The organism is Fulvivirga sedimenti (assembly GCF_020328055.1).
On record NZ_JAIXNE010000002.1, the window covers coordinates 826,407 to 839,988 of the forward strand.

The following is a 13,582-nucleotide window of genomic DNA, read 5'->3' on the forward strand; positions in this document are numbered from 1 at the left end:
GTGTATGTGAGGGATTTACGTAATTTTGAATAAGATAATGCAAGCCGCCCTGTCGCTCGTTATACGGGAGGAAAGTCCGGGCAGCATAGAGCAGCGCACTTCCTAACGGGAAGGATCCTGATTTCGATCGGGGTACAGAAAGTGCCACAGAAAACAAACTACCTCAATTTCGATTGAGGAAAAGGTGAAAAGGCGGGGTAAGAGCCCACCGCTCTTCGGGGTGACCCGGGAGGCATGGTAAACCTTGCGCGCTGAAAGGCCAAATAAGTCCGGCCCAGAGGGCGGCTCGTCCAATGTTCTTCGGAACGGACCGGATGGGTAGGCTGATAGATCCTGGTGGTGACGCCAGGACCAGATAAATGACAGGGCTGACGGCGAAAGCCGGCAGACAGAACCCGGCTTACAGGCTTGTATTATCTTATTTTTTAACCAAACGATCTTATGCCGAAAATACTGATAATCGACGACGAACAGAGCATCCGGGATACCCTTAAGGAAATCCTTGAATACGAAAAGTATGAAATAAAGGAAGCTAAAAATGGCGCCGAGGGACTTGAAATGCTTAAGAAGGAGCAGTTTGATGTAGTCCTCTGCGATATTAAGATGCCGAAAATGGATGGCATGGAGGTGCGGGACAAGGTAATGGAGGAGGGACTTGATGTTCCGTTCATAATGATCAGCGCACACGGCACGATCGAAACCGCAGTTGATGCCACCAAAAAAGGAGCGTTCGATTTCATTCAAAAACCGCCGGATCTGAATCGTCTGCTTATCTCGGTACGGAACGCCATGGATCGTTCAGACCTGGTCCAGGAAACAAAAACCCTTAAGCGAAAAATATCAAAGACTTTCGACATTGTTGGAGAGTCCCGGGCTATCAGCGAGGTAAAGGAAACAATCGAAAAAGTTGCCCCCACCGAAGCACGCGTATTGATCACTGGTGAAAACGGTACGGGGAAGGAACTTGTTGCCCGTTGGCTTCATGAGCTCAGCACCCGTCAGAAAAATCCAATGGTAGAAGTGAATTGCGCCGCCATTCCTTCAGAATTGATCGAGAGTGAACTTTTTGGTCACGAAAAAGGATCCTTTACATCTGCTGTAAAACAACGTATCGGTAAATTCGAGCAAGCCAATAACGGAACACTTTTCCTTGATGAAATTGGTGATATGAGCCTTTCTGCTCAGGCGAAAGTATTGCGGGCCCTGCAGGAAAATAAAATTACCCGGGTTGGCGGGGACAAGGAGATCAAGGTAAATGTTCGGGTCATAGCTGCTACGAATAAAGACCTGAAAAAAGCCATCGAGGAGAACAAGTTCAGGGAAGACCTGTATCACAGGCTGAGTGTAATACTGATCAAGGTGCCACCGCTTCGGGAACGTAAAGATGATATTCCCCTGCTGGTTGAACGTTTTCTAAATGACATTGCAAACGAATACGGAACAAAGCCAAAGTCAATTAACAAGGAAGCAATCGAACTTCTTCAAAAACACGAATGGACAGGGAACATCCGTGAATTACGGAATGTTGTGGAACGACTGGTAATAATGAGCGGGGAAACAATAAATGAAAAGGACGTTCAGCGCAATACTGACATAGGGTAACCTTCAGATCAAATGTGTTGCTCTTCGCTTACCTCTTTCTTAACATCTTCCTTTGAATAGGTCGGACAGGTATACTGGCTGCATGCAGATAATCCGAAAACAACAAACAAAAACAGGGCGATTCGAACTTTCATGTGTACAATTTTAAATTTTCGAATTCGAAATATAGTGAAATATTTACTTTTAGTACTTTAAAACCACAAAAAAGTACATTCTGTTCCAAAGTACACCATTAAAACGAACTCTGAACCATTAAATTGCAACCGCGAACATCGGAATTATCCATCCGGCCGAGAACCCGGAATCCGTTGGCTGTTTTCTCAGCTAAATCCCCTACCTGAAGAAAAGAACAACTGTGCACATTTGCCAGGTCAATGATATTGATGGCACCCCTGCTCACTTCATTGCTGCTGTCAAGCGGATCATTTGCATCACGAAGGTAAATACGCATGCTGAAAGGCATACGGAAGATACCTCCGCCCTTTGAATATGACTGGGACAAACACTCTGTCATGCCGTATTCAGAGTGAATTTCTGTGACATGAAAGGCCTTGCAAAGTGTTTCATGCAATTCCTCCCGCAAAATCTCCTTTCGTCTCCCCTTCATCCCTCCGGTTTCCATTACGATAAGGTTGTTCAGCTCCGGAATATCACCTTCCTCAGCGAAATCAAGGAGTGCAAAGGATACGCCAAGCAGTAATATTTTTCGATCACTGTTCTGCGAAAGCCAGGTAATCCGCTCACGTAATTCATCATGATTATGAAGAAAGAAACCACCATGGCTGTCTTCAGATCGCTCTATGAAATACTGAACCATCGCGATAAGGGATGACCCCTCCCGTTCAAGGTATCCAGGGAGAAGAGCGAGGATGTGGTAGTCAGTTACCGCACCGTAAAACGACTCAAAGATTTGCAATGAATGGCGCAGGTAAAACCCAGGATCCTCTATGAAGTGCTGGCTAACACGCATTCCGGTTGTTCCACTGCTTGTAAATACTTCCTTCTCCTCCCAGTTGCCCGTGGCGATACGGTGTTGCTTAAAAAATTCAACCGGCATAAACGGAACCTGATGAATCTGCGTTATATTAGTTGGATTGACACCAAGATAATGAAGGAAAGCCCGGTAAACCGGGTTTTGACCGGCCTGCAGATGGAATACCTCCATTGCCAGCCTGTCGAAATCGATGAGTTCACCGCCGTCAATCAGTCGCTTGATATGTTCAAAAGGGGCCAGTGTTTTCGGATTATCTTGGATTAAATAGTAATTTTAGGCATGAAGATAAATGTTTTATGGTTATCCGTCCTTATGCTTGGCATGGTTTCCTGCGTTGATACGGAGGAATTCCCGATAACACCCAACATTTCGTTCAACGATATAAGGTATGTGGAGGTCGGAGGTTTTCTGGAGTCTGATTCACTGATTTTAAAAATTGATTTCGAGGATGGAGACGGAGATTTGGGATTACGGGCAGAGGATCCGCGTGACCGTGAGTCACCTTTCAATGATTTCTCGCTTTTTGCCTTCAATCCTGTTTCGGAAAGAATTACTGAATATGCACTGGATACACTATCCGGGGCATCTCAATCAGATCTCGAACTCGTAAATAATATTATCCGGTTTTCCGATCGTCGCAACATTCCTGAACTGGATACCTTACCCGATTACAGCTTCCCCGAATATTGCCAATATTGGAGGGAGATACAGATTTTCGGACCTCAAAGTGATCAGCCGATTGTCGATGATACTGTCTACTATCAAAAAAATCCGCGATTCAATAATATGTATGTGAAATTCTTCGTGGAAAATGTTCCAGGAAGCAATGATTTCGAAGAGTTCTTTTGGGAATTTTCCCGTCCGCCAGAATGCAACGTTAATTACAACGGCCGCTTTCCGCTCATTAATGAAATTGGCAGGGACAAATCATCCGAAGGTGTAATTACATATCGTATGACGAGTGTCGGCTGGAGAAGCACCTTTCAAAACAATCGAATAAAACTGAAGGTATTTATCTATGATCGGGCAGGACACAAAAGCAACGAAATTGAAACGCCTGCATTCCGACTCGATGAAATTCAGTAATCCATCGGGTAACCCGGACAGATCATCCATTTATACATCTTTAGTAAATATCAGGAAAACGGTTGGGTAAAGCCTCAGCCATCATTTTATAAACCGCATCAAACACGGTTTCGGTATTTGGCTTTGAATAATAATCCCCATCCGAAGCATACGCTGGCCGGTGCTCTCTTGCGCTGATAGTCACCGGTTTCGAATCGAGGTATCTCCAGGCATTCTGTCCTTCAACCACCTGCTGCATCATAAATGCGCTGGCACCACCGGGAACATCTTCATCGGCGAATACCAGGCGATTCGTCTTCCTGACAGATTCTACGATCTTGTGATTAACATCGAAAGGCAGCAATGACTGAACATCGATCACTTCACAGGAAATACCTTCTGATTCAAGTTGATGGGCTGCCTCCATGACTATTCTGCACATAGAACCATAGGTCACAATGGTTACATCATTCCCCTCACGCAATATATCGGGATGGCCGAGTGGTACAGTAAATGTCCCGATATTATCAGGAACTTTCTCTTTAAGCCGGTAACCATTCAGGCATTCGATGATCAGGGCTGTATCGTCTGACTGCAGCATTGTATTGTAGAAACCCGCTGCCTGCGTCATGTTCCTTGGAACCAATACGTAAATGCCACGCAAGCTATGTAAAATCATACCCAGCGGAGATCCGGCATGCCAAACACCTTCAAGTCTGTGACCCCTTGTACGGATGATAAGGGGAGCTTTTTGCCCGCCTTTCGTACGATACTGAAGCGTTGCAAGATCATCACTCAGGGTGGGCAGGGCATAAATCAGGTAATCAAGATATTGAATTTCAGCGATGGGCTTCAATCCCCTCAATGCGGCTCCAATCCCTTGTCCGATAATGGTCGTCTCCCTGATTCCGGTGTCTGTAACTCTTAATTCACCATACTTTTGCTGAAGACCTGCAAAAGCCTGATTAACATCTCCAATTTTCCCAACATCTTCACCGAAGGCAAAGACACGCGGATCGCGTGCAAGCGCCTCGTCAAAACAGGCCTGGAGTACTTCCCTGCCGTCAACTAACTTGCTTGATTCGGAATATACCGGGGGAACAACCTCAATATTTGTGGCTGCCTCCTCAGACTGACTATACAGATGTGAGCTGAACCTGTCGAAATTTGCATTCTCCTCCCGCTTTATCCAGGTTCGCAAGCGATCTTTTACCTCGAGTTCCTCTTCACGTATAGTACGTAAGGCTTTACGAACCGCACGATCCGAATCCATCCGGATGGGATTTACGGTAGTTGCCAATTCCTGCCTGATTTCTTTCAGTGCAGTTTTATGGATACTTTGTTCCATGGCCATATCGATCAGCGCCAGGGCTTCATCCTCTGCAGCCTTTAACTGGGAGTTAAAGGCTTTCCATGCGGCATCCTTTGCCGCTTTTGCGGTGGATTTAGCTTTCTTTTCAATCTCATCAAGAGTGGCCTCATCAGCAAAACCCTCCTGAAGGATATAGTTACGCATCATACGAATGCAATCATGCTCTGCCTCCCATTCAAGACGCTCCTTGGATTTATAACGCTCATGGGATCCGGAGGTGGAATGGCCCTGTGGCTGGGTAACCTCTGTTACATGCAGTAGCACGGGCACATGATCCTCCCTGCAAATTTTGGCGGCTTTCTCATATGCAGCAATCAAGGCACGATAATCCCAACCTTTCACCGTCATGATCTCAAGCCCCGGTTCGTTCTTTGTCCGCTGCATACCTGCCAGCGCTTTGGAGATACTATATTTTGTTGTGTGATATTCCTTCGGAACGGAAATACCATAATCATCATCCCAGACCGAGGTTAACATCGGTACCTGAAGAACCCCCGCCGCATTGATGGATTCATAAAACATACCCTCCGAGGTAGATGCATTTCCAATCGTACCAAAGGCTATTTCATTGCCCTTATTAGAAAGTTCAGTGAATCGATGGAGATCTTTCCGTTGACGAAACAGGCTTGATGCCCAGGCAAGTCCGACCAGCCGTGGCATTTGTCCGGCGGTTGGTGATATATCGGCACTGCTGTTTTTAAGCTTGCTGATTTCCTTTAAACGGCCCTCATCATCCAACATACGCGTTGCAAAGTGACCATTCATCAGTCGCCCGGCAGAAGCCGGATCCGCTTCAACATCTGTATGAGCGTACAACTGTGCGAAATATTGTTGCAGTGTGAGTTCACCTATTGCCAGCATGAAGGTCTGATCGCGATAATAACCTGACCTGAAATCACCGGGCTGAAAAACCTTAGCCATTGCGATCTGCGCCAGCTCCTTGCCATCTCCAAAAATACCGAATTTGGCCTTGCCCATAAAAACCTCTTTCCTGCCAAGTAAACTGGCTTCCCGGCTTTCACAAGCTAACCTAAAGTCCTGTAATACTTCGGTAGAATTTTTCGTCTTTCTGGCTGTCTTGGCGATACTCACTTTATTTAATATGTTTTAAAAAATTCCCGTTCGGATTTCCGGCTCTAAATTACATTAAAAGGTATGATCTGACAAATAGAGATACTTTTCCAAAATAGAGCAGATAAAAAATCAGGAAATTTTTTTCCCAATATTGATAAATAAAAACGCGATTTACCAATCTATTATTTTGTATAACATACATTATATAAAATTTAATATGGTTTTAATTTTTTTTATCGATGCCTGCAAAACCATCATTCATAAATCTATGTTCCGAACGGTCATGAGTGATTATATTTGTGGCTGGAATGCTAAAATCACTATATCATGATCATTGGAGTACCCAAGGAAATTAAAAACAACGAAAATCGCGTAGCCCTCACACCCGGAGGAGCTCAGGAACTTGTCAAAAGGGGACATGAGGTATATATTCAAACCCACGCCGGGGAAGGCAGTGGTTTTCCTGATGACGAATATGTACAGGCAGGCGCAAGCATATTGCCAACTATCGAGGCTGTTTATGACAAAGCCGAAATGATTATGAAGGTGAAAGAGCCAATTGAACCTGAATATGAATTAATTAAGAAGGATCAACTGGTTTTCACTTATTTCCATTTTGCATCCTACGAACCGCTTACACACGCTATGATCAAGAGCGGGGCGGTATGTCTGGCATATGAAACAGTTGAAAAGGCTGATCACAGTCTGCCCCTTCTGGTTCCCATGTCGGAAGTTGCAGGCCGTATGGCTATCCAGGAAGGTGCTAAATATCTCGAAAAACCCCTCAAGGGCCGGGGTATCCTGCTGGGAGGTGTACCCGGTGTTCGTCCGGCAAAGGTGTTGATCCTTGGTGGCGGTGTTGTTGGAACCAACGCTGCGAAAATGGCTGCAGGTATGGGTGCCGATGTGACCATCATGGATGTTAACCTTCCCCGCCTGCGTTACCTTGACGATGTGATGCCAGCCAATGTGAACACATTCATGTCAAACGAATATAACATCAGGGAACTGGTACCCACACATGACCTTATTGTAGGTGCCGTACTCATCCATGGAGCCAAGGCACCACACCTGATTACACGTGATATGCTGAAGGAAATGCGGGAAGGAACAGTACTCGTAGACGTTGCGGTTGACCAGGGCGGATGCATTGAAACATGCAAACCGACGACTCATGAAGATCCGACATACGTGATCGATGGCATTCTACATTACTGCGTGGCAAATATGCCTGGTGCTGTACCCTATACCTCCACTCTAGCACTCACCAACGCCACACTTCCTTATGCTATAGAACTGGCTAATAAAGGATGGAAAAAGGCATGCAAGGAAAATCGGGAGCTGTTATTGGGTCTTAATGTTATCAAAGGCGATGTCGTTTACGAAGCTGTTGCCGAAGCATTTGACCTGCCATTTGTACGTGTGGAAGAGCATCTGATCTAAAAAAATATACAGTAACTTTTATCCCTGCCTGTTGATCTCATTCCAGGCAGGGATTTCTTTTTCCTGGCGGATATCCCCTTCCCTGAATGACCAGCAATAATACCCCCACCCATTGGTGATAACAAGGTACGGTGCTTTCATTTCCCGGTTATACATGGCAGCCTGTTGAAAAACCTTTTCCCCCATGTCTTTCATCTTGTAGGACTTACACTCAACCAGTACGGCAGGATTACCCTGTTTATTAAACACGAGGATATCGGTTCTTTTCTGAAGTTTATTGTACTTCAACCCGCCTTCTATCTGAATCAGTGAGAGCGGATAGTTCAGATCATTTTTGAGGTAATGCACCATATGCTGACGAACCCACTCCTCGGGGGTCAGAACGATGAATTTTTTCCGAATTACATCGAAGATCTCCAGCCTCCCCTGGCTTTTGCGCACATTGATATTAAATGGAGGAAGATTCAGCCTTACCATATTCGCTAAGTTACGACTACATCTTCGGAAATATATGTCAGACGGTCCCTATTCAAGAAAGATAGAGGTTCGGATTGAGAATTTTGAGCTGAAGTCACTATATTCGAGCGCAGTAGAAGACGAAATGATTTTTACACTTTCCCCTGAACTTCAGCCCTATTTTGTCATCGGAATCCTGATTCTGATGTTTATCCTTTTATATACGGAATGGATACAACACACGGTGAGTTTTCTGCTGGCTGTGATTTTGTTCATCCTGCTGGGTATTTTGTCACCGGGGGATGTATTGATCGGATTTTCAAATCAATCGATCGCAAGCGTGATCATCCTTGTCCTGATTACGGCAGGGATCCGTTCCAATTTTAATACCGAACGGATATTGGACCGCGTCTTTGGCAGGGCTAAAACTTATCGGCGATTTCTGGCCGGGATGCTGGCCAAGGTTGCCGTTTTATCCTCGTTTGTAAATAACACCCCAGTCGTCGTTCTGATGACGCCCTATGTATTTGAATGGGGTAAAAAACACCGTATATCGCCGTCGAAACTCCTGATTCCACTATCCTATGGAACAATCGTTGGCGGTATGATCACAATCATTGGAACCTCCACCACCCTGGTATTGAACGGTTTCATGATAGAGAACGGGCTTCCCGGACTGCATTCACTGGATCTGCTGATCACCGGACTATGCGTTGCGGTCGCAGTAATCCTGTTTATGGTCATTTTCGCTCAGCACATACTTCCGGATAATAAAGATCTCATTGAAGAGTTCAAGGTAAACCAGCGGGAATACCTGATTGAAAAACGTCTCGACCGAAACTCCTCACTGATTGGAAAAACTGTAATTGAAGGTGGGCTGCGAAACCTTAGAGGCATTTACCTGGTGGAGATTATACGAAGCGAAGAAACGATCTCTCCTGTGAAGCCGCAGGAAATTATTGAACAGGGGGACATTCTGATTTTTGCTGGAAATACAGATCCCATCGTTGATTTGAAATTGGGTGAACTTGGCATCCGGTATCCCGAGCAGGTTCAATCTGATCCTAAAAAGCAAATTCACATCGTGGAAGCAGTACTGAGTGGAAACTCGAGTATCAATGGAAAAACAGTGAAGGAAGCGAATTTCAGGGAACGTTATGATGCGGCCGTCGTTGCCATACATCGAAACGGTGAAAAACTCAGTGGTAAGATTGGTGATGTGAAATTGCGGGCAGGCGACGTTCTGCTTATGTATGCCGGCGAGCAATTCGGTGACAGGGTCGACCTCTATAAGGATATGTATGTGATTGCCGGGGATCAAAAGGAAATTCAGCCCCGCAGGTCCAGTGTAAGAAGGCTGATTACTGTGGCCTGTCTTGCGCTGATTTTACTCATTACCCAGGCGTTTAACCTATTTACCTCACTGCTGATCATTTTCGTTGTCATGACCGCCATGAAACTGATAACGGTAAAAAACATCAAGCGTGATCTGGATATTAATATGGTTGCGATACTTGTTCTGTCGATATCAATCGGTGAAGCCATGATCCGTACGGGTACAGGTGATCTGCTGGCATTGGAGGTAGTACGATTACTGCAACCCTATGGAAGTATTGCAATCCTTGCCGGTGTAATGATCTTCACAACCATTCTCACCTCCTTTATCACCAATGTTGGTGCTGTGGCCATTATTTTCCCTGTCGTATATGCGGTGAGCAATAGTATTGGTGTGGATGGCACCCCATATTACCTGGGATTAGCCTATGCTGCATCCGCGGCTTTCCTCACACCGATTGGATATCAGACGAATCTTATCGTCTTTGGTCCCGGAGGATACTCATTCAAAGATTTTCTGAAGTTTGGCTTCCCGATCGTAGTGGTATACCTGAGTGTGGCTATCAGCGTAATTCTTTATTTGTATCAGGATTCCTTTATTTAAAGAACCGATTTCCTGCTATGCGGAATTCGTACCGCCAGCATCAATAACAGTCCGATCACAAAGAATATCATCAGTGCAAGAGTACTGCTTCGCATGCTACCGGTAAGTTGTTCAATAAGGCCGTAAACGAAGGTGCCAACCACTGTGGAAATATAATAGGTGACATCATAGAAACTGAAATAAGACGCGTGATCGATGCTGCTTTCAGGAATCAGCTTTGCATAGGTTGCCCGGGAAAGGCTCTGGATACCTCCCATCACGAGTCCGACTGCAAAGGCAAGCGCGAAAAATTGAGGTGTGGTATATACAAAATAAGCTGCCAGACATATCAGGATCCAAATATTAATCATGATAATCAGTGAATACCGGTTTCCCTTCCGTTGAGACAGATGAGCGAAAAAGTATGCCCCTGCAATGGCTACAAGCTGAATGATGAGCACAATGAGAATCAGGCTTTCAGAGGCCATCTTTAGCTCTTTTGATCCAAAGCTGGCGGCCAGGTACATCACGGTTTGAACACCCATATTATAGAAAAAGAACGAAAACAGGAACTTCTTCAAATTTGGAAGATCCGACAGGGAATTATACACCCGCTGAATTTCAAGATAACCTTCAGTCAAAATATTTCCTTCTGCCTTCCGGTTATACGGATTATTTGGAAGTCTTATGAAGGTGATAATAGAGAACCCAATCCACCAGAGACCTACCATTAGAAATGATATACGTGCCGCCAGGTCTCCCTGTTCTTCCGGTATTCCAAACAGATCCGGTTTCATGAGCATGAATATATTGAACAGCAGCAGGATCACACTGCCAACGTAGCCGAATGCATAACCACGGGCAGATATTTTATCAAAGCGATCCGGGGTGGCAATCTCTGGCAGAAATGCGTCATAGAAAACAAGGCTTCCGCTATACCCGATACTAGCGAGCATGGAAAGTAAAATTCCCAATTCAATATTGTCTCCCCTGAAAAAATACAACCCCATACATGCCAGACCTCCTACCAGGACAAATCCCTTCATGAAGTTCTTCTTTCGGCCACTGTAGTCTGCCATCCCCGAAAGCAGCGGCAAGATGATCGCTGTGATCAGAAAAGAAGCCGACAAGGCATAGGAATACAGGACTGTATTTGAAATACCAAATCCGAAGAACTGAACGGTATCTGAGAATTCAGATGCGGTAACCTCCTGGTAATAAACCGGAAAAATGGCCGATGTGATCACGAGTGAGTACACTGAGTTTGCCCAGTCGTACATGCACCAGCCGTTAATTATTTTCGGATCGTTGAGCTTCATACCATTAAAAAAGGGTTCCATGATCAAATGGAACCCTTTTAATTTGCATTATTTATTTCAACACTTACTCCGTTTCCTGAAGCGTAGTGTACAGCAGTTTACGGGCATTGGCCTTACGCAACTGCAACTCGATGTCGGATATAAGTCCGCGTTTCGCTTCCTTATCAACCTTCATAGCAATCGTGATCTGGTCACGTTCATTTTCATCGAGCTTATCCTTTTCCTGGCTCACCCAAAGAATAACATCTTTTGGTTCGATGAACTGGTCATTCGCCTGAATTCGCGGTTCTGATCCCCACTGTTCTGTTTTCTTCGGTTCACCTACATACAGGTAACTTACCAGTGACTTGCGCTCCAGCTTTCTCAGCTGCGAAGCTTCGGGGATACGCTGTTTCACGTTGATGGTCACTTCACGCAACACCGTGGTCACCATGAAGAAGAACAACAGCATGAAAATAATATCCGGCAGTGCCGAGGTAGGTATTTCCTGTTTGGTATTTGCTTTTTTCTTGAATTTCGACATATCACCCTCCGATTTTAGTAGGTTCTGCAATTGAAATATTCATGGGGAATTCAGGTTTGCCTTCCGGCGTCATACCTCTTCCCACGTCATACAATCGCCTGTTCTCCGGATCGTTCAGGTTATCGATGATCTTACGCCATCCCTGGTTTGTTACCCCGGCACGGTCTGCGTAGATATCATAGTAGGCTCCCTGAATTTCATCCAGAACCTCAATGAATCTCGCCTGTGTGGTACCACGGTCGGTCTTCAGTGAAACGATGGCTTCTTCCGGACTATCCGAAGACTCAGGATCTGCGCCATAGTTAAGCACAAACTCCTTAATCATAGGTTTGATCGCGGATACATCTTCTAACGGTTCTCCTTCAACCAATAAGCGGTCAGCCGAGTTGATCTGGATCTTGAAAAGGTTCCTTTCAGGAATCTTAATATCCACATCTTCCATCGTTTCCGGATCCGGGGGAAGCGGAATAAACAGACCTCGATCATTGGCAATGGTAGTCGTCACAAGAAAGAAGATCAGCAGCAGGAAGGCAATGTCTGCCATCGAGCTCGAATTGATTTGGGGATCTTCCCTTTTCCTGTTTCTGGCCATTATTTCAATGCTTTATTAAACTCACTAAATACAATTCCGATTACTGCGAGTATAAACAGAATATACATCGTGGTAAGTGCACCGCCTACCAGTTTAGAACCGCTTTCGGTGATACCTTGTGACGCATATTTTGCAGTAACTTCATCTCCGGCAATTGCCCAGCCAATCAGGAAAACCACTGCGATGGCAGCAACTCCCAGAAGGCTCTTCAAGAGTACTTTAGGCTCACCCAACGACTTGATCAATGGTAATGCGAGTGACAATACTGCCGCTGCCAACACCATAATCAAGGCTACAGGGATCGCTATGTTTACAAAAGTTTCCATGTGTTAATTAATTTTAATTCCAACATTAAATCAAGACTTGCCGCTGAGCTTGTGTTTTACAAGCAGGTCAACAAGTGTGATGGATGCATCCTCCATCTGATTAACCAGGGAATCAATTTTAGACACAAGGTAATTGTAGAAAATTTGCAGTATGATACCTACGAACAGACCCGCTACCGTGGTAAGGAGGGCCACTTTAATACCGTTCGCAACAATCTGGGGTGAAATATCACCCGCAGCTTCAATCGCATCAAATGCCGCGATCATACCAATTACAGTACCGGTAAAACCAAGCATCGGAGCCAGTGCGATGAAAAGTGAGATCCAAACAAGACCTCTCTCCAGGCGGCCCATTTCTACGGAACCGTAAGCAATAATCGATTTTTCAACCATTTCAATACCTTCAGACATACGCATCAATCCCTGAGTAAAGATTGAAGCAACAGGGCCTTTAGTATTGCGTGTAACTTCTTTCGCAGCTTCCACACCACCATTGGCAAGGGCATCTTCAACGTTTGCCAACAATTTGTTGGTGTTGGTGGTTGCCATGTTCAAGGTAATGATCCTTTCGATTGCAATGGCCAGTCCGAGAATTAGACAGATCAATACAGGCGTCATCCATTCCACACCACCTTCGATGAATTTCTCCTTGATGATCTGCTGGAATGACTTAGCCTCTTCTTCAACTTCAGGTTCAATTTCCGTGACAGCGACAGGTGCGGCTTCTTCCACAACTTCCTCAACCGCAGCAGCAGTAGAATCAACTGTTTCTTCAACCATATCTGACGTTTCCTGCTCGTCCTGAGCCTGAGACTGGTAACCTAGGGACATCATCCCTGCAATCGCCAATAATGCAAATAGTTTTTTCATAATTTAAGTTTTAGGATTCTCAAGGTTT

At 45.1% G+C, this 13,582-nt stretch carries 13 protein-coding genes and 1 other RNA gene; 5 read left to right on the forward strand and 9 right to left on the reverse strand.

Annotated features, from left to right (window positions below; all coding sequences use genetic code 11):
* The first annotated feature begins 36 nt into the window (after nucleotides 1–36).
* Both rnpB and LDX50_RS10000 read left to right on the forward strand, forming a co-directional pair.
* Nucleotides 37–419, forward strand: an RNA gene (rnpB, locus tag LDX50_RS09995) — RNase P RNA component class A.
* A gap of 22 nt (nucleotides 420–441) precedes the next feature.
* Nucleotides 442–1,602, forward strand: coding sequence for a sigma-54-dependent transcriptional regulator (locus LDX50_RS10000; protein WP_225698305.1), 1,161 nt, complete (start codon nucleotides 442–444; stop codon nucleotides 1,600–1,602).
* An 8-nt stretch (nucleotides 1,603–1,610) separates the two neighbouring features.
* Here LDX50_RS10000 and LDX50_RS30765 read toward each other — a convergent pair whose 3' ends face one another.
* Both LDX50_RS30765 and LDX50_RS10005 read right to left on the reverse strand, forming a co-directional pair.
* Complete coding sequence (locus tag LDX50_RS30765; RefSeq protein WP_255647362.1) at nucleotides 1,611–1,736, reverse strand: hypothetical protein; 126 nt, start codon at nucleotides 1,734–1,736, stop codon at nucleotides 1,611–1,613.
* Nucleotides 1,737–1,834: 98 nt separating this feature from the next.
* The gene (locus LDX50_RS10005; protein WP_225698306.1) at nucleotides 1,835–2,767 is read right to left on the reverse strand and encodes an acyl transferase; all 933 of its coding nucleotides are present in this window, start codon (nucleotides 2,765–2,767) and stop codon (nucleotides 1,835–1,837) included.
* Nucleotides 2,768–2,875: 108 nt separating this feature from the next.
* Here LDX50_RS10005 and LDX50_RS10010 point away from each other — a divergent pair, with 108 nt between their 5' ends.
* Nucleotides 2,876–3,682 carry a hypothetical protein gene (locus LDX50_RS10010; protein ID WP_225698307.1) on the forward strand — a complete coding sequence of 269 codons (807 nt, stop codon included), beginning with the start codon at nucleotides 2,876–2,878 and terminating at the stop codon, nucleotides 3,680–3,682.
* A gap of 40 nt (nucleotides 3,683–3,722) precedes the next feature.
* On the opposite strand, the gene LDX50_RS10015 is transcribed toward LDX50_RS10010, so the two are convergent.
* Nucleotides 3,723–6,125, reverse strand: coding sequence for an alpha-ketoacid dehydrogenase subunit alpha/beta (locus tag LDX50_RS10015; RefSeq protein ID WP_225698308.1), 2,403 nt, complete (start codon nucleotides 6,123–6,125; stop codon nucleotides 3,723–3,725).
* A gap of 309 nt (nucleotides 6,126–6,434) precedes the next feature.
* On the opposite strand from LDX50_RS10015, the gene ald reads away from it, so the two are divergent.
* Nucleotides 6,435–7,550, forward strand: a complete 1,116-nt coding sequence (gene ald, locus LDX50_RS10020) for an alanine dehydrogenase (protein ID WP_225698309.1) — start codon at nucleotides 6,435–6,437, stop codon at nucleotides 7,548–7,550.
* Nucleotides 7,551–7,568: 18 nt separating this feature from the next.
* Here ald and LDX50_RS10025 read toward each other — a convergent pair whose 3' ends face one another.
* On the reverse strand, nucleotides 7,569–8,027 hold the full coding sequence (locus LDX50_RS10025) for a type I restriction enzyme HsdR N-terminal domain-containing protein (protein WP_225698310.1): 459 nt from the start codon (nucleotides 8,025–8,027) through the stop codon (nucleotides 7,569–7,571).
* A gap of 34 nt (nucleotides 8,028–8,061) precedes the next feature.
* On the opposite strand from LDX50_RS10025, the gene LDX50_RS10030 reads away from it, so the two are divergent.
* Nucleotides 8,062–9,945 carry an SLC13 family permease gene (locus LDX50_RS10030; RefSeq protein WP_225698311.1) on the forward strand — a complete coding sequence of 628 codons (1,884 nt, stop codon included), beginning with the start codon at nucleotides 8,062–8,064 and terminating at the stop codon, nucleotides 9,943–9,945.
* Here LDX50_RS10030 and LDX50_RS10035 read toward each other — a convergent pair.
* From LDX50_RS10035 to LDX50_RS10055, 5 genes are read right to left on the reverse strand one after another with little or no spacing between them, the layout of a single operon-like run.
* Complete coding sequence (locus LDX50_RS10035) at nucleotides 9,942–11,264, reverse strand: MFS transporter (protein ID WP_225698312.1); 1,323 nt, start codon at nucleotides 11,262–11,264, stop codon at nucleotides 9,942–9,944. The genes LDX50_RS10030 and LDX50_RS10035 overlap by 4 nt on opposite strands.
* A gap of 43 nt (nucleotides 11,265–11,307) precedes the next feature.
* Nucleotides 11,308–11,766 (reverse strand): ExbD/TolR family protein, encoded by a 459-nt coding sequence (locus LDX50_RS10040; RefSeq protein ID WP_225698313.1) that lies wholly within the window; start codon nucleotides 11,764–11,766, stop codon nucleotides 11,308–11,310.
* A gap of 1 nt (nucleotide 11,767) precedes the next feature.
* Complete coding sequence (locus LDX50_RS10045) at nucleotides 11,768–12,358, reverse strand: ExbD/TolR family protein (RefSeq protein WP_225698314.1); 591 nt, start codon at nucleotides 12,356–12,358, stop codon at nucleotides 11,768–11,770.
* Complete coding sequence (locus LDX50_RS10050) at nucleotides 12,358–12,684, reverse strand: hypothetical protein (protein WP_225698315.1); 327 nt, start codon at nucleotides 12,682–12,684, stop codon at nucleotides 12,358–12,360. Before LDX50_RS10050 ends, LDX50_RS10045 begins: the two co-directional genes overlap by 1 nt.
* 30 nt (nucleotides 12,685–12,714) lie before the next feature.
* The gene (locus tag LDX50_RS10055; protein WP_225698316.1) at nucleotides 12,715–13,554 is read right to left on the reverse strand and encodes a MotA/TolQ/ExbB proton channel family protein; all 840 of its coding nucleotides are present in this window, start codon (nucleotides 13,552–13,554) and stop codon (nucleotides 12,715–12,717) included.
* Nucleotides 13,555–13,582 lie beyond the last annotated feature (28 nt).